At 59.3% G+C, this 20,115-nt stretch carries 17 protein-coding genes; 8 read left to right on the top strand and 9 right to left on the bottom strand.

What is annotated here, in order from left to right; all coding sequences use genetic code 11:
* Nucleotides 1–166: 166 nt before the first annotated feature.
* Entirely contained in the window at nt 167–856 is a 690-nt protein-coding gene (locus tag ACYZTZ_RS06970; RefSeq protein ID WP_461997629.1) for an MlaA family lipoprotein, read from the bottom strand.
* 181 nt (nt 857–1,037) lie between these two features.
* Between ACYZTZ_RS06970 and ACYZTZ_RS06965 the strand changes: the two genes are divergently transcribed.
* Nucleotides 1,038–1,658 (top strand): HAD family phosphatase, encoded by a 621-nt coding sequence (locus tag ACYZTZ_RS06965; protein ID WP_461997628.1) that lies wholly within the window; start codon nt 1,038–1,040, stop codon nt 1,656–1,658.
* Between the two features lie 110 nt (nt 1,659–1,768).
* A complete protein-coding gene (locus tag ACYZTZ_RS06960) occupies nt 1,769–2,032 on the top strand; it encodes a DUF4404 family protein (RefSeq protein ID WP_056744326.1) in 264 nt (87 codons plus the stop codon).
* A 145-nt stretch (nt 2,033–2,177) separates the two neighbouring features.
* On the opposite strand, the gene queF is transcribed toward ACYZTZ_RS06960, so the two are convergent.
* Both queF and copI read right to left on the bottom strand, forming a co-directional pair.
* Nucleotides 2,178–3,008: an NADPH-dependent 7-cyano-7-deazaguanine reductase QueF gene (gene queF / locus ACYZTZ_RS06955; protein WP_027921667.1), complete on the bottom strand. Its 831-nt coding sequence runs from the start codon at nt 3,006–3,008 to the stop codon at nt 2,178–2,180.
* 61 nt (nt 3,009–3,069) lie between these two features.
* Nucleotides 3,070–3,591, bottom strand: a complete 522-nt coding sequence (copI, locus tag ACYZTZ_RS06950) for a copper-resistant cuproprotein CopI (RefSeq protein WP_461997627.1) — start codon at nt 3,589–3,591, stop codon at nt 3,070–3,072.
* Nucleotides 3,592–3,746: 155 nt separating this feature from the next.
* On the opposite strand from copI, the gene ACYZTZ_RS06945 reads away from it, so the two are divergent.
* The gene (locus ACYZTZ_RS06945; protein WP_461997626.1) at nt 3,747–4,427 is read left to right on the top strand and encodes a heavy metal response regulator transcription factor; all 681 of its coding nucleotides are present in this window, start codon (nt 3,747–3,749) and stop codon (nt 4,425–4,427) included.
* Nucleotides 4,427–5,776 (top strand): heavy metal sensor histidine kinase, encoded by a 1,350-nt coding sequence (locus ACYZTZ_RS06940; RefSeq protein WP_461997625.1) that lies wholly within the window; start codon nt 4,427–4,429, stop codon nt 5,774–5,776. Before ACYZTZ_RS06945 ends, ACYZTZ_RS06940 begins: the two co-directional genes overlap by 1 nt.
* Before the next feature lie 125 nt (nt 5,777–5,901).
* Here the strand turns inward: ACYZTZ_RS06940 and ACYZTZ_RS06935 are convergent, their stop codons facing one another.
* The 3 genes from ACYZTZ_RS06935 to ACYZTZ_RS06925 all read right to left on the bottom strand — a co-directional run bounded on the left by ACYZTZ_RS06935 (nt 5,902) and on the right by ACYZTZ_RS06925 (nt 9,152).
* Nucleotides 5,902–7,146, bottom strand: coding sequence for a lipoprotein-releasing ABC transporter permease subunit (locus ACYZTZ_RS06935; RefSeq protein ID WP_461997624.1), 1,245 nt, complete (start codon nt 7,144–7,146; stop codon nt 5,902–5,904).
* A gap of 64 nt (nt 7,147–7,210) precedes the next feature.
* Nucleotides 7,211–7,894, bottom strand: a complete 684-nt coding sequence (gene lolD, locus ACYZTZ_RS06930) for a lipoprotein-releasing ABC transporter ATP-binding protein LolD (protein WP_185753189.1) — start codon at nt 7,892–7,894, stop codon at nt 7,211–7,213.
* Nucleotides 7,895–7,901: 7 nt separating this feature from the next.
* The gene (locus tag ACYZTZ_RS06925) at nt 7,902–9,152 is read right to left on the bottom strand and encodes a lipoprotein-releasing ABC transporter permease subunit (RefSeq protein ID WP_461997623.1); all 1,251 of its coding nucleotides are present in this window, start codon (nt 9,150–9,152) and stop codon (nt 7,902–7,904) included.
* A 94-nt stretch (nt 9,153–9,246) separates the two neighbouring features.
* On the opposite strand from ACYZTZ_RS06925, the gene ACYZTZ_RS06920 reads away from it, so the two are divergent.
* Both ACYZTZ_RS06920 and ACYZTZ_RS06915 read left to right on the top strand, forming a co-directional pair.
* A complete protein-coding gene (locus tag ACYZTZ_RS06920; RefSeq protein WP_046047829.1) occupies nt 9,247–9,828 on the top strand; it encodes a PilZ domain-containing protein in 582 nt (193 codons plus the stop codon).
* A 14-nt stretch (nt 9,829–9,842) separates the two neighbouring features.
* The gene (locus ACYZTZ_RS06915; RefSeq protein ID WP_056744312.1) at nt 9,843–10,565 is read left to right on the top strand and encodes a glycerophosphodiester phosphodiesterase; all 723 of its coding nucleotides are present in this window, start codon (nt 9,843–9,845) and stop codon (nt 10,563–10,565) included.
* 42 nt (nt 10,566–10,607) lie between these two features.
* On the opposite strand, the gene sthA is transcribed toward ACYZTZ_RS06915, so the two are convergent.
* Together sthA and ACYZTZ_RS06905 are read right to left on the bottom strand one after the other, a co-directional pair.
* The gene (sthA, locus tag ACYZTZ_RS06910; protein ID WP_046047831.1) at nt 10,608–12,002 is read right to left on the bottom strand and encodes a Si-specific NAD(P)(+) transhydrogenase; all 1,395 of its coding nucleotides are present in this window, start codon (nt 12,000–12,002) and stop codon (nt 10,608–10,610) included.
* 207 nt (nt 12,003–12,209) lie between these two features.
* Nucleotides 12,210–13,259 carry an FAD:protein FMN transferase gene (locus tag ACYZTZ_RS06905; RefSeq protein WP_461997622.1) on the bottom strand — a complete coding sequence of 350 codons (1,050 nt, stop codon included), beginning with the start codon at nt 13,257–13,259 and terminating at the stop codon, nt 12,210–12,212.
* Between the two features lie 88 nt (nt 13,260–13,347).
* Here ACYZTZ_RS06905 and tcuC point away from each other — a divergent pair, with 88 nt between their 5' ends.
* Nucleotides 13,348–14,649 (top strand): tricarballylate/proton symporter TcuC, encoded by a 1,302-nt coding sequence (gene tcuC, locus ACYZTZ_RS06900; protein ID WP_461997621.1) that lies wholly within the window; start codon nt 13,348–13,350, stop codon nt 14,647–14,649.
* Between the two features lie 182 nt (nt 14,650–14,831).
* Here tcuC and ACYZTZ_RS06895 read toward each other — a convergent pair whose 3' ends face one another.
* The gene (locus ACYZTZ_RS06895; protein WP_046047834.1) at nt 14,832–16,295 is read right to left on the bottom strand and encodes a glyceraldehyde-3-phosphate dehydrogenase; all 1,464 of its coding nucleotides are present in this window, start codon (nt 16,293–16,295) and stop codon (nt 14,832–14,834) included.
* Between the two features lie 362 nt (nt 16,296–16,657).
* On the opposite strand from ACYZTZ_RS06895, the gene mfd reads away from it, so the two are divergent.
* Entirely contained in the window at nt 16,658–20,107 is a 3,450-nt protein-coding gene (gene mfd, locus ACYZTZ_RS06890) for a transcription-repair coupling factor (protein ID WP_461997620.1), read from the top strand.
* The last annotated feature ends 8 nt before the right edge of the window (nt 20,108–20,115 follow it).

Genomic DNA, 20,115 nt, shown 5'->3' with positions numbered 1-20,115 from the left:
ACGCCGATGGTCGCTTGACGTCTTTCCATTTCAAATCACCGGGAGTTATAAGAACCGGCAAAACCGTAACGTAATGGAAGGTTCAAACCCACGAGTGAAACCAGCCAGGAAAGCCAAACGAAAGAAGGCGGCCAACGGGCCGCCTTCTTCGTTTTACCGGTCGAGATCAGAAATCGTCTTCGACCTGGCCGTCTTTGACTTTGAATTCGCGGTTCTGCAGGTACGCATTGCGGATGAAGGTGTACTTGTCGCCGGTGATCAGCTTCTCACTCGACAGCAGATTGGCGCGGGTGTCGATGATGTTCAGGCCAAAGATCGAATTACGCACGGGCACGTCGTTGATGTAAGGGTACGGGCCGGTGTAGCCGTCGACATACTTGGACGGCGCGTCACGCAAGGTGCTTGGGCCGAGAAGCGGCAGCATCACGTAAGGGCCGCTACCTACGCCCCAGTAGCCGAGGGTCTGGCCGAAGTCTTCGTCATTGCGTTGCAGGCCCATCTTGGTGCCCATATCGAAGAAGCCCAGCAGGCCGAAAGTGGTGTTGAAGATCAAGCGTGCGGTGTCGACGCCAGCGGCGGCCGGTTTGGCCTGCAAGATATCGTTGGCAAGGTTGGTGACTTCACCGACGTTGCGAAACATGTTGTGGATGCCGTCTTCAAGGAACTGCGGCGTCACGAACTGATAACCCTGGGCCAAAGGCTTCAGCGCATAGGTGTCGAGCACATCGTTGAACTTGTAGATCGGGCGGTTGATGCTTTCCCAAGGGTCGTCTTCCGAGGCTGCCTGGGCAACGAACGGAACCAGCAATACGCTGGTAAACACACAAAACTGAGCTAGATGATTGCTCCAGCGCATAGAAAAACTCCTTGGATTGTACTGGCGCGGGCCCTTGGCCCAAGCGTTAAGCGGGCTAGTATAAGACGGAATAGCCGCTTTAGGCAGCACCGCGCGAGGCATGATTGTGAGCGATTCATATCAGTGTCACTCAACTGTCACCGTCGCCCCCTAGCCTTGAGGCTATTTCAGGGACGTTGATATGCCGCACGCCGAAACCTTGCCCCACATTGCGCCCAGCCTGACCGCCGTCCTGTTCGGCCTCAGTGGTTGCCTGGTGGATTTCGGTGCCCGCACACGCGCCCACGGCATCCCCTCTGCCATACACGCCGAGGCCACGCCCGGTGCGCTGGATAGCCTGCGCAGCTTGCAACATCAGCAGATTCCCTGTGCCTGGCTCGATGAACTCCCCCCTGCCCTCAGCCATTCCCTGGCCGCTGCCTTGCCTTCATGGATCAAACCCTCGCAACACCCCGAAACAATCAATCCATGGCCGGCACCGCATGCCTGCTGGCAAGCCTTGATGACGTTGAATGTCGAACGACTGGAGGGTTGCGTGCTGGTCAGCGGCGAACCGCGGTTACTGCAAGCGGGGCTCAATGCCGGATTGTGGACGATTGGGCTGGCGTCCTGCGGCTCACTCTGCGGCCTGGCGCCCAACGACTGGCAGGCGCTGACTCAGCAGGAACGGGAATTCAAACGCGGCAAGGCAACGGTGCAACTGTTCGGCCTGGGTGTGCATTCGGTGATCGATCACCTCGGTGAACTCGACACCTGTCTGGCCGACATCAGCCTGCGCCGGCTCAAGGGCGAAAAGCCCTGATCGAGATCATGCAGGTTGCGCGCGAGTGGATTAATCTAAAGGTCAAGCCATAGACCTTTGGCATGCTGCTGCGGTCTATGCCAGTGCCTATCGATAAAAGGAAGAACGCCATGCCTGCCCGCGAACTGCAACAACAACTCAATACTCTGCGCGAGCAATTGGAACAGAATCCACCGCTGACCGAAGCCGAGCGCGAAGACCTGCACGCGCTGATGCAACAGATCGAACTCGAAATTGAGCTCGAAACTAAAACCCAGGACTCCAGCCTCGCCGACAATGTGAACCTGGCCGTCGAGCGCTTCGAAATCGAACACCCGACCCTGGCCGGCACCTTGCGCAACATCGTGCAAGCCTTGGCGAATATGGGGATCTGAACCCCCCAGATGCAAAAAAGCCCCGCTAGTGATAGCGGGGCTTTTTAATGTCCAGCGTTGAAATCAAAAGATCGCAGCCTGCGGCAGCTCCTACATTGGAATGCATTTCCCTGTAGGAGCTGCCGCAGGCTGCGATCTTTTGATCTTATTGGCGGACCAGGCGGTGGTTTGGCAGTTGAACGGTTTCAGTACTGCGATACGGGTTGATGTCCAACCCACCGCGCCGCACATACCGCGCATACACCGTCAATTTCTCCGGTTTCAACAACCGTTGCAGGTCGAGAAAGATCCGCTCCACGCACTGTTCATGGAAGTCGGAGTGCTGACGGAAGCTCACGATGTATTCCAGCAAACTCGCGTGATCCAGCGCCGCACCACGGTATTCCACCGCCACGCTGCCCCAGTCCGGCTGACTGGTGACCGGGCAGTTGGATTTGAGCAAATGACTGTGCACGCTCTCCTCCACGATGCGCGATTCATCGCAACGCAGCAGTTCCGGACGCGGATGCTCATAGTTGCTGACGCTGATGTCCAGATCATCAATACATACGCCGGGTAACGCCACAACGCCTTCGGCCTCGACGTCCTTCAGGCTGCGAATCCGCACACCGACCGGTTTACCGGCAGCGGCCGACAGGTCTTTCGCCAACGTCGCTTCGAGGCTCGCGGTGTCGGCAAACGGTGTCTGGTTCAGGGAGTTGAGGTACAGCTTGAACGACTTCGATTCGATGATATTCGGCGAATCCGCCGGGATACTGAACTCGCCAATCGCCACCACTGGCTTGCCGGACGGCAACAGCCACGACAGTTCGAAGCAATTCCAGAAATCCACGCCCTTGTACGGCAGGGTTTCAGCCGTCAGGCCCAGCTCGGCCCATTTCGCGGTGCGCGGGATCGGGAACAGCAGAGACGGCGTGTAGGTGGCGATGTATTCGCTGGATTTGCCCAGCGGCGAGTGTTCGGCTGCGGGATGCATGGCGGAAACCTGACTGAAGAATCAGCGGATTCTACCAGCCTTTGCTCCCGCCTTTGAGTGCTTACTGACTGACAGTCATCTTGCCGACCATGCCGGCCTGGTAATGACCGGGGATGTTGCAGGCAAATTCCAGGTTGGTGGCCTTGGTGAAGGTCCAGGTCAGCTCGGCGGTTTTGCCTGGTTCGACGAGCACACTGTTGGGGTCATCGTGCTTCATTCCATGCTCCATACCGGCCATGGCGCCGTGGTCCATTTCTTTCATACCTGTAGGCGTGAGCATGCCGCTTTGCTGCATCTTCATCATTTCTTGCTGATGTTTGGCATGCATTGCCGCGTCACCGAGGTTGAATTCGTGCAACAACTGACCTTTATTCACCAACACAAAACGAACGGTCTCACCGGCCTTGATATCAATCGCCTTGGGCGTGAACGACATGTCGCCCATGACGATTTCAATGCTGCGAGTCGCCTTGGCCGCCGGGGCCGGCTGGCCGAAGTCGTAGGTATGCGCCGGGGAAGCCCACGCCGGCGAGCTCAACGCCAGCAAACACGCGACGCGCACCAATGATTTGCGCAAAAACATAGTCGTACTCCAACAAGATAAGGTTCAGCCTGTGGAAAACTCTAAACTGCTGCGACTGCCCGCAACCTGACAGCCAGATTACAACTTTGTCAGGTTGACCTGTATTAACGCTGCCCACGGTATAAAGCGTTCGTTCCATTTGCCTCGAGTCGCCCATGAAACTGCTGATCGTCGAAGACCAACCGAAAACCGGCCACTACTTGCGCCAAGGCCTGACCGAAGCCGGTTTCAATACTGAACTGGTGGCGGACGGCAGCACCGGCCAACAATTGGCGTTGACCGGCGATTACTCGCTGTTGATCCTCGATGTGATGCTGCCCGGTCGCGATGGCTGGCAGATTCTGCAAGCGGTGCGCGGCGCCGGCCTCGATACGCCGGTACTGTTTCTGACAGCGCGCGACGCGGTGGAGGACAGGGTCCACGGCCTCGAACTGGGCGCCGACGATTACCTGGTCAAACCGTTCGCCTTCTCCGAACTGCTGGCCCGGGTCCGGAGCCTGTTGCGCCGTGGCAACGCCACACCTCAGGAAACCAGCCTGCAACTGGCGGACTTGCGTCTGGACCTGATCCGCCGCCGGGTCGAACGCAGCGGTCAGCGCATCGACCTGACGGCCAAGGAATTCGCCCTGCTGGAAATGCTCCTGCGCAGGCAAGGCGAAGTCCTGCCCAAGTCGTTGATCGCTTCCCAGGTCTGGGACATGAATTTCGACAGTGACACCAACGTCATCGAAGTGGCGATCCGTCGTTTGCGCCTGAAGATCGACGATGAATTCACCAACAAGTTGATTCACACCGTGCGCGGCATGGGTTACGTCCTTGAAGAGCGCCCCGCCTGATGCGTCGACTTTCGTTAAGCAGTCGCCTGGCGCTGCTGTTTGCGGCGTGCACCGCTGTGGTGTCGCTGTTTGCCGGGGTGTTGTTCAGCCGGGCCAGTGAAGCGCATTTCGTTGAACTCGATCAGCAGTTGCTGGATGGCAAGTTGATTGGTTTGCGTCGAGCACTTCATGACATTCAGTCGAATGAAAGCGAAATCAAACTGGCCGATGAATTGAGCCGACAGGCTGATCTGTCGCTGCGGATCACCGGCAGCGACGGCAAGCGCTGGTATGACAGCTCGACGAACCTGCCCCAGGCATTGCCGACCCAACCGGGTTTGTCCACGGTGAGCAGCGAAGGTACCGACTACCGCGTCCTCAACGCTCCGTTGTACCTCGACAAACCTGACTCGCCACAGTTGACCTTGCTGCTGGACATCACCCATCACCAGCACTTTCTGCAACGCATGCAGCACCTGATCTGGCTGACGGTCGGTTTGTCGGCACTGGCCACCGCCCTGCTCGGTGCCTGGGCCGCACGCAGTGGGTTGCGGCCGTTGCGGCGCATGAGTGCGGTTGCCAGCGGCGTTTCAGCGCAATCGCTCAATGCTCGCCTGCCCGAAGAAAACATGCCGCCAGAACTCGCGGAAATGGCCCACAACTTCAACGCCATGCTCGGACGCCTCGACGACTCTTTTCAGCGGCTATCGGCCTTCTCCGCCGACATCGCCCATGAATTGCGCACGCCATTGTCGAACCTGCTGACTCACACCCAGGTCACCCTCACCCGCCCACGTCCCATCGAGGATTATCGCGAAGCACTGCACAGCAACCTCGAAGAACTGCAATGGATGGCGCAACTGGTCAACGACATGTTGTACCTGGCCAAGGCCGACCACGGGTTGTTGATGCCCAAGCGCGAACCGCTGGAGCTGGCGGAAGAAGCGGATCTGTTGCTGGAGTTTTTTGCGCCGTTGGCGGAGGACGCTCAGGTCAGGTTGAGTCGTGAAGGCAGTGCGCGCATGGAGGGTGATCGCAGCATGTTGCGTCGGGCGCTTTCCAATTTGCTGGACAATGCATTGCGGTTTACGCCGGTCGAAGGCGAGGTTCGGGTGCGGATTGTTGATCAGCCTAAGGGGTTGAGCTTGACGGTGGAGAACAGCGGCGACGGAATTGACGGGGCGTTGCTGCCGCGTTTATTTGATCGCTTCTACCGGGCTGACCCGGCGCGACAGGAAGGCAGTAGTGAACATGCGGGATTGGGGTTGGCGATCACTCAGTCAATCATCCGCGCCCATGGCGGGCAGATTCGTTGCGAATCGGATAACGGGTGGACGCGGTTTGTGATTGAGTTGCCCAAGGGAGATTGAGGCCAGCAGGACTGGCCCCTTCGCGAGCAAGCCCGCTCCCACATCAGATCTGAGTCGTTCACAAATGTGTGATTCAACTCGGTCACCTGTGGGAGCGAGCCTGCTCGCGAAGGCGGTGTAACGGCTTACGAGTACCGCAACGCGGTAGCCGGCTCGACTTTCGCCGCACGCCATGCCGGGTAAACCGTGGCGAGGAAGCTCAGAATGAACCCGGCGGAGCAGATCAACAGCACATCCGCCCCCTGCAGTTCGGACGGCAGGTTACTGACGAAGTACACGTCGGAACTGAAGATGTGCTGCCCACTGACCCGCTCCATCCAGCCCACCAGTTCACTGACGTTCAGCGCCGCAATCACGCCAAGCACGCCACCAATCAACGTACCCACAACCCCGATCACGGTGCCCTGCACCATGAAGATCGCCATGATCTGCCGCGGCGTGGCGCCGATGGTCCGCAGGATCGCGATGTCCGCACCCTTGTCGTTCACCACCATGATCAGGGTTGCGATGATGTTGAACGCCGCCACGGCGACGATCATCAACAGCAGCAGACCGATCATGGTTTTTTCCATTTTCATCGCACTGAACAGACTGCCCTGAGTGTGAGTCCAGTCATCAGCCTTGTAAGCGGTGCCTAGCCCGCCAGCAATATCGCTGGAAACCTTCGGTGCAGCGTACAAATCCTTTACCGCCAGGCGCACGCTCTGTACCTGATTCGGCGCCCAATGCTGCATCTGCGCGGCATCGGCCACGTGGATCAGCGCCATGGAGCCGTCCAGCTCGGCGCCAACCTTGAACACGCCAACCACGTTCAAGCGCTGCATGCGCGGGGTGATGCCGCCCGGTGCAGTGCTGACTTCCGGCACGATCAGGGTGATCTTGTCGCCAACGTTCAAGCGGAAGCGGCGTGCCGTGATCTCGCCGATCACCACGCCGAACTCACCCGGCTTCAAGGCATCGAGACGGCCCTGAACGATGTGCTGGGCAACGATCGACACCTTGCCTTCCTGCGCTGGGTCGACGCCACTGACCTGGATCGGCTGCATCATCCCCTTGTAGGACAGCATGCCTTCCATCTCGGTGAACGGTACGGCGGCTGTCACTTCAGGATTCTTCATGGCCGCCGCAGCGACAGGCTGCCAATCGTCGATCGGATTGACACCGACGATAGTCGCGTGAGGCACCATGCCGAGGATGCGCGAGCTCATTTCGCGCTGGAAGCCGTTCATGACCGACAGCACCACGATCATCGCCAGCACGCCCAGGGCGAGGCCGATCATCGAGGTCATCGAGATGAAGGAAACAAAGCGATTGCGGCGCTTGGCGCGGGTATAGCGCGCGCCGATAAAGATCGATAACGGTCTGAACATTCGCTGGGCACCGTATAAAAATAAAAGACCCGACGTACTGTTCAGTACGTCGGGTTTCGGTCAATCAGATGGGCGTCAGGTAACCTTCCTGCAAATGCAGGACGCGATCCATCTGGCGAGCCAGGTTCATGTCGTGAGTCACCACCAGGAACGCCGTGCGCATCGAGGTACTGAGTTCCAGCATCAAATCCTGAATGCCCTGGGCGGTGTGGGAGTCGAGGTTGCCGGTCGGCTCGTCGAGCATCACCAGGCCCGGCTTGTTCACCAGAGCGCGGGCGATGGCCACGCGCTGACGTTCACCACCGGACAATTCGGCCGGTTTGTGTTCCAGGCGATGACCCAGCCCTACCCGCTCCAGCAATGCCGTCGCACGCTGACGCGCTTCCGGGATAGCCGTCTTGCCGATCAGCAGCGGCATGCAGACGTTTTCCAGCGCGGTGAACTCAGGCAGCAAGTGGTGGAACTGGTAAACGAAACCCAGCGACCGATTGCGCAGCAAACCGCGAGCTTTTTCGTTCAGCGCCGACAGCTCTTCACCGGCCAGCCAGACGCTGCCCTTGGTCGGTGTATCGAGGCCGCCCAGCAGGTTGAGCAAGGTACTTTTGCCCGAGCCCGACGTACCGACAATCGCCACACGCTCACCCGGATGCAGCTCCAGTTGCAGACCGGCCAGAACCTCTACCGACTCCGGGCCTTCCTCGTAGGATTTGCCCAGGTTGCGGCAGCTCAAGATTGCTTTATCACTCATGCCCAACTCACTCATAACGTAGCGCCTCCGCAGGCTGGGTGCGCGCGGCACGCCAGGCTGGATACAGGGTGGCGAGGAAACTCAGGACCAACGCGGCGGCGCAGACCATCAACACATCCTGGCTCTGCACTTGCGACGGCAGGTAATCGATGAAGTACACGTCGGCGTTGAGGAATTTGTGCCCGATCAACCCTTCGAGGGCCGAGATCGCGGCGCTGACGTTCAGCGCGGCGAAGATCCCGACCACGGCGCCGATCAACGTACCGACCACACCAATGACGGTGCCTTGCACCATGAAGATCGCCATGATCGAACCCGGCGTGGCGCCAAGGGTACGCAGAATCGCGATGTCGCCCTTCTTGTCGTTCACCACCATCACCAGCGTGGAAATAATGTTGAATGCAGCAACGGCGACGATCAGCAGCAACAGCAAGCCGATCATGGCTTTTTCCATGCGGATCGCCTGATACAGATTGCCGTGGGTGCGCGTCCAGTCGCGGGCATAGAAATGGTCTTCGCCGAGTTGCTGGGCGATGCTCCACGCCACGCGTGGCGCCTGGAACAGGTCGTCGAACTTCAGGCGGATGCCCTGGACCTGATCCGGTTTCCAGCGATGCAGCTTGGCCAGATCCTGCAGATTGGTGATACCCAGATAGCCGTCCAGCTCACCGGCACCGACATGGAAGATGCCGACCACGGTAAAGCGTTTCATGCGAGGGAACATCCCGGCCGGGGTCACGGTGACTTCCGGCGCCACAAACGTCAGTTTGTCGCCAATCGCCGCACCCAGCTTGGCCGCGGCCTTGTCACCGATGACGATGCCGAAACTGCCCGGCGCCAAGTCATCGAGTTTGCCCTGCTGCATGAAGTTATCAATGATCGAGACCTGCCGTTCCAGCGCAGGGTCGATGGCATTGAGCAGGACTTTGGACACCTTGCCGTTGTTGGTCAGCAACCCCTGCATCTGGGTAAACGGCGCCACGGCCGTCACCTGCGGGTTCTGCTTGACCTTGGCGGCCAGGCTTTTCCAGTCGCTGATCGGTTCACCGGACTCGATGGTCGCGTGGGGCACCATGCCCAGCACGCGGGTGCGCATCTCATGATCGAAGCCGTTCATGACCGACAGCACCACGATCATCACGACCACGCCAAGGGCGAGTCCGATCATCGAGGTCAGGGAAATGAATGACACAAAATGATTGCGACGCTTTGCACGGGTATAACGCGTGCCAATAAATACGAAGAGAGGTCTGAACATGTCGGGGCTTGTTCGGAGGGAAAAGGAACGTCCTTGTGGCGGGGGTCGATAACCAGCTTTACACTCAGACCACCGCCGCTACCATGGGTTCGCCATGTCGACATTAGATGAAGAAGATCGCCGCGAATACTACCGTATCGAGGACACGATCGCACTGGAAATTCGGCCCCTGTCCGCTCCCGAAGCCGCAGGCCAGGAAGTGTTGCAGGATGCTTCCCCTCTGTTCAACTTGCTCAGCGAACTGCACCTGAGCGAATTCGAGTCACAGCACCTGCTGCGCCAGATCAGTGAGCGCGACCGGAATCTCGCGGCGTTCCTGAAATCCCAGAATAAACGCATCGATTTGCTCAGCCAGGTGATCGCAATCACCGTGCTCGGGCAGATCGGCGAGCCGCAGCCGGTGATCATTTCCGAAGGCGGGATCGAATTTCAGCATCCGACGCCCATTGCCGAGGGCGCGCACCTGTCGGTCAAACTGGTGCTGATGCCGCAAGCCCTCGGACTCTTGTTGCGGGCTCGCGTCACCCATTGCGATCGCAAAGGCGACGGCTACGACGTTGGCACCGAGTTCGAATACCCGACCGATGCCCAGCGCCAATTGCTGGCTCGCTACATTTTGCAGAAGCAGGCCCAGGAACGACGTCTGGCCCGCGAACAAAACGAATCAGGCATTTAATTTAAGGAAGAACCGTGACTCTCATCTACGGCCATCGCGGCGCCAAGGGCGAAGCACCGGAAAATACGCTGACCAGTTTTCAGCAATGCCTCAAGCACGGCGTGCGCCGCTGCGAACTGGACCTGCACCTGTCCATGGACGGCGAGTTGATGGTCATCCACGACCCGACGCTCAAGCGCACCACCGACCGTCGCGGCAAAGTCGTCGAACACACGGCGGCCGAGTTGGTGACCTACGACGCGCGCACTGGCGGCCCGGGCTGGATCAAACCGTGCCCGATTCCAACACTGGAAGAACTGTTCGAGAAATGCGATTTCGAGCACTGGCAACTGGAAGTCAAAAGCGCTTCGCGCACCCGCGCCGCGACTACCGTGCTGGCGATTCGCGAAATGGCTCAGCGTTTCGGCCTGCTCGACAAGGTCACGATCACCTCGAGTTCGCGGGAAGTATTGAAAGCCGCCCTGGACTTCGTGCCAGATGTGTCTCGCGGATTGGTGGCCGAGTACGCCTGGCTCGACCCATTGAAGGTCGCGCAAAGCTATGGCTGTGAGATTCTGGCGCTGAACTGGACCCTGTGTACGCCGGAACGCCTGCAGAAGGCGCAGCGTCAGGGGCTGCATGTGTCGGTATGGACAGTCAACGAGCCCGCGCTAATGCGCAGACTCGCCGACTTCGGCGTTGACAGCCTGATTACAGACTTTCCCGGTTTGGCCAGCGCCACGCTCGAGAATTGCTGAAATCGGTCTCCCCGGCCGGCTCAGGCCACCGGCCGGAGCCGCTCAAAAAAGCCGGTTGAGGCCATCGTACGCCGCTACCCGATAGGCTTCGGCCATGGTCGGGTAGTTGAACGTCGTGTTGACGAAGTACTTCAGCGTGTTCATTTCACCCGGCTGGTTCATGATCGCCTGACCGATGTGAACGATCTCCGACGCCTGATAACCGAAGCAGTGAACGCCCAGCACTTCCAGGGTTTCGCGGTGGAACAGAATCTTCAGCATGCCCTGAGGCTCGCCGGCGATCTGTGCACGCGCCATGCCCTTGAAGAACGCCTTGCCCACTTCGTACGGCACCTTGGCCTGAGTCAGCTCTTGCTCGTTCTTGCCGATCGAGCTGATCTCCGGAATGGTGTAGATGCCGGTCGGCACGTCGTTGACGAAGCGCCAGCTATTGTTGTCAACGATGCTGCCAGCGGCCGAACGACCCTGGTCGTGAGCAGCACTGGCCAGACTCGGCCAACCAATCACGTCACCGGCGCCGTAGATGTTCGGCTTGCAGGTACGGTAGGCCTCGTCGACTTCGATCTGGCCACGGCTGTTGACCTTCACGCCGACGTTTTCCAGACCCAGTTGATCGGTGTTACCGGTACGACCGTTGCACCAGAGCAAGGCGTCGGCCTTGATCTTCTTGCCGGACTTGAGGTGCAGGATCACGCCGTTGTCCACGCCTTCGACGCGGTCGTAGTCTTCGTTGTGGCGAACCGTGATGTTGTTGTTGCTGAAGTGATAGCTCAGGGCCTGGGAAATTTCCGAGTCGAGGAAGCTCAGCAACTGACCGCGGTTATCCACCAGTTCAACCAACACACCCAGACCGCTGAAGATCGAGGCGTATTCGCAACCGATCACGCCGGCGCCGTAAACGATCAGTTTGCGCGGGGTGTGGCCGAGGCTGAGGATGGTGTCGCTATCGTAGATACGCGGGTGGTGGAAATCGATGTCCGCCGGACGATACGGGCGCGAGCCGGTGGCGATGATGATGTGTTTGGCCACCAGTTTTTCGACCACGCCGTTGGCGCAGACCACTTCAATGGTTTGCTCGTCAGCGAAGCTGCCGGTGCCGAAGAACACGTCGACGCGGTTACGGGCGTAGTAGCCCGTGCGCGATGCGACTTGTTTGGAGATGACTTTTTCGGCGCTTTTCAATACGTCCGGGAACGAGAACCAGCGTGGCTCACCAATGGCCCGGAACATCGGGTTGGTGTTGAACTGCATGATCTGCCGGACCGAGTGACGCAGTGCCTTGGACGGGATGGTGCCCAGGTGGGTGCAGTTGCCGCCGACCTGGCGACGGCTATCGACCATCGCCACCTTGCGCCCTGCTTTGGCGGCGTTCATTGCCGCGCCTTCTCCCGCCGGGCCGGAACCCAGCACCACCACGTCGTAGTTGTAGACAGCCATGCATACTCCTCAGAACAGGCCGCGGCGCCCTCGGCACCTGCGGCTAAATCACGCCGATCTGCGGCGTGAAGGAACAATTTGGGGCCAGTGCAGAACCCGGACACAGTCTATATAAGCGTCAACGCCGCGCACATTAACCCTTGGTCGCGTCGTAGGCTAGTTTTGCCTGCACTACAACGCCAGTCTTTGCTGCTTGAATCGCCGTCGTCACTCGGTTTTTCCGCCACTCAGTCGCTCAAAAGCCTGATTGGTTCGTGTGACGAAACCCGTATCGGCACGAATCACAAAGAATGCACCGATGTCATGCGTTTGGGCATAGTCCCAACCCCTTTCAGGCCCCAGAATCAGCAACAGCGTCGATAAGCCATCGGCCATCAACGCGGAAGGATGAATTACTGTGACTGACGCCAGGGTGTGTAGGACCGGCGCACCGGTGCGGGCATCGAAGGTGTGGGAATAACGCCGACCGTCCTGCTCGAAATAGTTGCGGTAATCGCCGGAAGTGGAAACGCCGTAGCCGTCGACGGCGATGATGCGCTCGGCTACTTGCTGGTCGTCGCGGGGCTCTTCCAGGGCGACGCGCCACGGTGAGCCATCGAGTTTCTTGCCGGCGGCCTTGAGTTCACCGGTGGCTTCGGCGAGGTAGCTGTGGATGCCCATTGCTTCGAGTTTTGCGGCAATCGTGTCGACCGCGTAACCGGCGGCGATGCTGTTGAAGTCGACCTCGACCGCGGCGTCCTTGCACAGTTGATCGCCGTCGATGCGCAGGTGCGCGTGACCGACGCGCTGCCTTACTTCGGCGAGCGCTTCGGCAGTCGGGACTTTTTCCTCACGGCCTTGCGGGCCAAATCCCCAGAGATTGAGCAGCGGTTCCACGGTCAGGTCGTAGGAGCCTTCGCTTTGGGATGACAATTGCTCGCCCACACGGATCAATTCGAGCACAGGGCCAGGCATGACCTGACAGCGACCGGCCGGCAGTGCATTGAAGCGTTCGATGTCCGAGTCGCTGCGATAGGTCGAGAATTGTCGATCCACTTCGGCGAGGATATTTTCTACTTCGGCCTGCACCGCTTTCGGGCCGGGCGTGGAGGAATGTCTTACGTATTGAATGGAATAACGACTGCCCATGGTCGGACCGTCGAAGCGTTCCAGGCTGTCGCCGTTGCCACAACCGGCCAAAATGCCGGCCAGCACCACAAGTCCACTCCACCGTCCAGTTAACAATTCTTCATCCCCCCTCAAAACCGCGCCCGCCATTATGGGCCTCAGAGCGCGTGGGAGCGAGCCTGCTCGCTCCCACAGGTGCAGCGTCTCAAACAAGATTTACCAGCGTGAGTACCTACAAATGTCTTCCAATACGAGCAAAGGCAAAGCGATTTTTCGCGTTGTCAGCGGTAACTTTCTCGAGATGTTCGACTTTATGGTCTACGGCTTTTACGCCACGGCCATTGCCAAAACCTTCTTCCCTGCCGATAGCGCTTTCGCTTCCCTGATGTTATCGCTGGCCACCTTCGGTGCCGGCTTCCTGATGCGCCCATTGGGGGCGATTTTCCTCGGCGCCTATATTGACCGCCATGGTCGACGCAAAGGGCTGATCATCACCCTGGCGATGATGGCCGCCGGCACGGTCCTGATTGCCTGCGTGCCGGGTTACGCCACGCTGGGTGTTGCGGCGCCGCTGATCGTGCTGTTCGGTCGCCTGCTGCAAGGTTTCTCGGCCGGCGTGGAACTGGGTGGTGTGTCGGTCTACCTCGCCGAGATTTCCACCCCGGGCCGCAAAGGCTTCTTTGTCAGTTGGCAGTCCGCCAGTCAGCAAGCGGCGGTGGTATTCGCCGGCCTGCTCGGCGTGGGTTTGAACCACTGGCTGAGCCCGGAACAAATGGGTGATTGGGGCTGGCGTGTGCCGTTCCTGATTGGCTGCATGATCGTGCCGGTGATCTTCGTGATTCGACGCTCGCTGGAAGAAACCCCGGAATTCCAGGCGCGCAAACATCGCCCTACCCTGCGGGATATCGTCCGCTCGATTGGTCAGAACTTCGGCATCGTCCTCGCTGGCATGGCGTTGGTGGTGATGACCACGGTGTCGTTCTATCTGATCACCGCTTACACCCCGACCTTCGGCAAAGCCGAACTGCATTTGTCGGACCTGGACGCGTTGTTGGTGACGGTGTGCATTGGGCTGTCGAACTTCTTCTGGCTGCCGGTCATGGGTGCTGTGTCCGACAGGATCGGACGAAAACCCTTACTGCTGGCGGCGACGATTCTGGCGATCCTCACCGCCTACCCTGCCCTGTCATGGCTGGTAGCAAACCCGAGCTTCAGCCACTTGCTGATCGTCGAGTTATGGCTGTCGTTCCTGTATGGCTCGTATAACGGCGCTATGGTCGTGGCGCTGACCGAGATAATGCCGGTGGAAGTTCGTACGACTGGATTCTCTTTGGCCTACAGCCTGGCAACCGCGACCTTCGGCGGGTTTACGCCGGCGGCGTGTACGTACCTGATTCATGTGCTGGATAACAAGGCTGCTCCAGGGATCTGGCTCAGCGGTGCGGCAGTGTTGGGGTTGATCGCGACGCTAGTGTTGTTCCGGGGTAACAAACATGAACTGCGGACGGCGCAGGCAGCAATCGTTAGCGGCGGCGCCTGATAGATAGCCATCGCGAGCAAGCTCGCTCCCACATTGATCGAGTTGTCCAGGCGGACGCGGTTAAATGTGGGAGTGAGCCTGCTCGCGATGAGGCCATCACAAACACCACATCTCTACCTGACAAACCACACAAACAAAAACGCCCCGACCAAAGTCGGGGCGTTCTCATGTGCAGCTAACGCTTAGCGCGGGAATGCAGGCGGGTTTACACCGGCCATGTCTTCCATCACGCGAACCACCTGGCAGCTGTAACCGAATTCGTTGTCGTACCAAACGTACAGAACAACGCGGTTGTCTTGGCTGATGGTTGCTTCAGCGTCCACCACGCCTGCGTGGCGCGAACCAACGAAGTCGGTGGAAACCACTTCCTGCGAATTGACGTAGTCGATTTGCTTATGCAGATCGGAGTGCAGCGCCATGTAGCGCAGGTACTCGTTCATCTCTTCACGGGTGGCGGCTTTCTCAAGGTTCAGGTTGAGAATGGCCATCGACACGTTAGGCGTCGGAACGCGGATCGCGTTACCGGTCAGCTTGCCGGCCAGTTCAGGCAGCGCCTTGGCAGCAGCGGTGGCAGCACCGGTCTCGGTGATCACCATGTTCAACGCGGCGCTACGGCCACGACGATCGCCTTTGTGGAAGTTGTCGATCAGGTTCTGGTCGTTGGTGTACGAGTGAACCGTTTCAACGTGACCGTTGATGATGCCGAACTTGTCGTTGACGGCTTTGAGCACCGGCACGATGGCGTTGGTGGTGCAGGAAGCCGCGGAAACGATCTTGTCATCAGCGGTGATTTCACCGTGGTTGATGCCGTGAACGATGTTCTTCAGCTTGCCTTTGCCAGGCGCGGTCAGAACAACGCGATCGATACCCGGGCAAGCCAGGTGCTGGCCCAGACCGTCGGCGTCACGCCATACACCGGTGTTGTCCACCAGCAGCGCGTTTTTGATGCCGTACTGGGTGTAGTCCACTTCAGTCGGGTTTTTCGCGTAGATAACCTGGATCAGGTTGCCGTTGGCGGTGATGGTGTTGTTGGCTTCATCAATGGTGATGGTGCCATTGAACGAACCGTGTACCGAATCGCGGCGCAGCAGGCTGGCGCGTTTGACCAGATCGTTTTCGGCGCCCTTGCGGACAACGATGGCGCGCAGACGCAGGCCGTCGCCACCACCGGTTTTCTCGATCAGGATGCGCGCCAGCAGACGGCCGATACGACCGAAGCCGTACAGAACAACATCGGTGCCTTTGCGGGCGGAAACATTTTGCTGACCAACGACGTCAGCCAGTTCTTCACGGACGAACTGCTCGGCAGTGCGGCCATTGCCTTCAGCCTTGAACTTAACTGCAAGCTTGCCCAGGTCTACCGAAGCAGCGCCGAGCTTGAGCTCGCTCATTGCCTTGAGCAGCGGGAATGTTTCGTGGACGGACAATTCGCTGTCATCGGACTGGCGATGGCGAGCAAAGCGGTGAGCTTTGAGAATCGCGATGACAGACTGGTTGATCAGACTGCGGCCATAGATCGAGCTCACCACGTTGTTATTGCGGTAGAGCTGACCGATAAGCGGAATCATCGCTTCTGCGAGTGCTTCACGGTCGATCCATTCACCAAGACACTGGTCGGGCTTCTGAGTCACGGGAACCTTCCACATGTAGGGGCAGAAAAAAGGGGCTACATTATGCCGCCGAGTGCCTCCCGTAGCAATGCGCGCCTGTCGCGCGACCAGTAACAAAATCCGCTTCAAAAAAATGACGCACGGCTCAAGCCCAATAAAACCGTGGCCTGCAGCGCAGTCATTTTTTGGGAGACAACGCTGTCTTGTCTGTAACCCTCCGTAACACTCAGTCGTTTTGCCACTACATATTCAGTCTTTTTTACTAAAAAACGGGCCGATTTTGTCTTTACCACTACATTTCGCCCAACCTGCGTAATAGACACATCTGCAACTGACAGGCGGCACCCGGGACCGCTACAATTACCGACTTTGTCGCAACGCTTGGAGCTCAACCTTCCGTGCCCGTTCTGCGTCTACCGCTTCTCCCTGCCGCGGCAGGTAAACAGCACTGGGGCAACCTGCCCGGTGCCGCCCTGAGCCTGGCCATTGCCGAGGCCGCCAGCGCTGCCAAGCGCTTCACCCTGCTGCTGACTGCCGACAGCCAAAGTGCCGAACGGCTGGAACAGGAGCTGAGTTTCTTCGCCCCGGATTTGCCAGTGCTGCATTTCCCGGACTGGGAAACGTTGCCCTACGATCTGTTTTCGCCGCACCAGGACATTATTTCCCAGCGAATCTCCGCGTTGTATCGATTGCCGGAGCTGAGTCATGGCGTTTTGGTCGTGCCGATCACGACGGCCCTGCATCGCCTGGCGCCGACCAAATTCCTGCTCGGCAGCAGCCTGGTGCTGGACATCGGCCAGAAGCTCGATGTCGAGCAAATGCGCACCCGGCTTGAGGCCAGCGGCTATCGCTACGTCGACACCGTCTATGAGCATGGCGAATTTACCGTGCGCGGCTCGTTGATCGACCTGTTCCCGATGGGCAGCAAACTGCCTTTCCGCATCGACCTGTTCGACGACGAAATCGAGACCCTTCGTACCTTCGATCCGGAAAACCAGCGCTCCATCGACAAGGTTGAAACGGTTCGCCTCCTGCCAGCGAGAGAGTTTCCGCTGCAAAAGGATGCGGTCACCCGCTTCAAGGCGCGCTTCCGCGAGCGTTTCGATGTCGACTTCCGTCGCTGCCCGATCTTCCAGGACTTGAGCAGCGGGATTACCCCGGCCGGTATCGAGTACTACCTGCCGCTGTTCTTCGATGAAACCTCCACACTGTTCGATTACCTGCCCCAGGACACGCAAGTGTTTTCCCTGCCCGGCATCGAGCAGGCGGCGGAAAACTTCTGGAACGACGTTCGCAATCGTTATGAAGAGCGTCGCGTCGATCCGGCCCGTCCTTTATTACCGCCGGCCGAGTTGTTCCTGCCAGTGGAAGATTGCTTCGCTCGGCTGAAAAACTGGCCGCGCGTGGTTGCCAGTCAACAGGACGTGGAAACCGGCGTTGGCCGCGAGCGCTTCCCCGCTCGGGAGCTGCCGAACCTGGCCATCGAAGCCAAGGCCACCCAGCCGTTGGCGGCGCTGGCCGGTTTCCTCGACGAGTTTCCCGGTCGCGTGCTGTTTACCGCCGAGTCCGCGGGCCGTCGTGAAGTGTTGCTGGAATTGCTCGAACGCCTGAAGCTGCGACCGAAAACCGTCGACAGCTGGCCGGACTTCGTCGCGAGCAAGGATCGCCTGGCGATCACTATCGCGCCGCTCGACGAAGGCCTGGTGCTTGACGATCCAGCCCTGGCACTGGTCGCTGAAAGCCCGCTGTTCGGTCAGCGCGTGATGCAGCGCCGTCGCCGCGAGAAACGCGCCGATGCCAACAACGATGCCGTCATCAAGAACCTCACCGAGCTGCGCGAAGGCGCGCCGGTGGTGCACATCGATCACGGCGTCGGTCGCTATCTCGGGCTGACGATTCTGGAAATCGATAGTCAGGCCGCCGAATTCCTGACCCTCGAATACGCCGAAAACGCCAAGCTTTACGTGCCGGTGGCCAACCTGCATTTGATCGCGCGCTATACCGGCAGCGACGATGCCCTGGCCCCGCTGCACCGTCTGGGCTCCGAGACCTGGCAGAAAGCCAAACGCAAAGCCGCCGAACAGGTGCGCGACGTGGCCGCCGAGCTGCTCGACATCTATGCCCGCCGCGCCGCTCGCGAAGGTCATGCGTTCGCCGACCCGAAAGCCGATTACGCGACCTTCAGCGCCGGCTTCCCGTTCGAAGAAACTCCGGACCAACAAACCACCATCGAAGCGGTGCGCACCGACATGCTCGCACCGAAACCAATGGATCGTCTGGTCTGCGGCGACGTCGGTTTCGGCAAGACCGAAGTGGCGATGCGCGCAGCGTTCATCGCGGTGCACGGCGGTCGTCAAGTGGCGATTCTGGTGCCGACCACCCTGCTCGCCCAGCAGCATTACAACAGCTTCCGCGACCGCTTCGCCGATTGGCCGGTGAGCGTGGAAGTGATGAGCCGCTTCAAATCGACCAAGGAAGTCAACGCCGCGGTCGCGGACCTCGCCGAAGGCAAGATCGACATCGTCATCGGCACGCACAAGCTGCTGCAGGACGACGTGAAAATCAAAAACCTGGGGCTGGTGATCATCGACGAAGAGCACCGTTTCGGTGTCCGTCAGAAGGAACAGCTCAAGGCCCTGCGCAGTGAAGTCGACATCCTCACCCTGACCGCCACGCCGATTCCGCGAACGTTGAACATGGCGGTGTCGGGCATGCGCGATCTGTCGATCATCGCCACGCCGCCGGCCCGTCGCCTGTCGGTACGGACGTTCGTCATGGAGCAGAACAAGAGTACGGTCAAAGAGGCCTTGCTCCGTGAGCTGTTGCGTGGCGGTCAGGTCTATTACCTGCACAACGACGTGAAGACCATCGAGAAATGCGCCGCCGACCTCGCCGAACTGGTGCCGGAAGCACGGATCGGTATCGGCCACGGGCAGATGCGCGAACGTGATCTCGAACAAGTGATGAGCGACTTCTACCACAAGCGCTTCAACGTGCTGATCGCCTCGACCATCATCGAGACCGGCATTGACGTGCCGAGCGCCAACACCATCATTATCGAGCGTGCCGACAAGTTCGGCCTGGCGCAGCTGCACCAGTTGCGCGGCCGGGTCGGTCGCAGTCACCACCAGGCTTACGCTTATTTGCTGACGCCCCCGCGTCAGCAAATCACGCCTGACGCCGAAAAACGTCTGGAAGCGATCGCCAATACCCAGGACCTCGGTGCGGGCTTCGTGCTCGCCACCAACGACCTGGAAATCCGTGGCGCCGGCGAATTGCTCGGCGACGGGCAGAGCGGGCAGATCCAGGCCGTCGGTTTCACGCTGTACATGGAAATGCTCGAACGCGCGGTGAAGTCGATCCGCAAGGGCGAACAACCGAACCTCGATCAACCGCTCGGCGGTGGTCCGGAAGTCAATCTGCGAGTACCGGCGTTGATTCCCGAGGACTATCTGCCGGACGTGCATGCCCGACTGATTCTCTACAAACGCATTGCCTCGGCCACCGACGAGGAAGGCCTCAAGGACTTGCAGGTGGAGATGATCGATCGTTTCGGGCTGTTGCCGGAACCGACCAAGAACCTGATGCGCATTACCGCGCTGAAATTGCAGGCCGAGCTACTGGGCATCAAGAAAGTCGACGGCGGCCCGCAAGGTGGCCGAATCGAGTTCGCGACGCAAACCCCGGTCGACCCGCTGACGCTGATCAAACTGATCCAGAGCCAGCCCAAACGCTACAAATTCGAAGGCGCCACGATGTTTAAATTCCAGGTGCCAATGGAGCGCCCGGAAGAGCGCTTTAATACTGTAGAGGCGCTGTTTGAGCACCTCATTCCGAAAACTGCTTGAAGGACGCC

The organism is Pseudomonas sp. LB3P58, assembly GCF_054897895.1.
The sequence above is the reverse complement of the archived record's forward strand: the minus strand, read 5'-3'. Positions and strand labels throughout refer to the sequence as shown.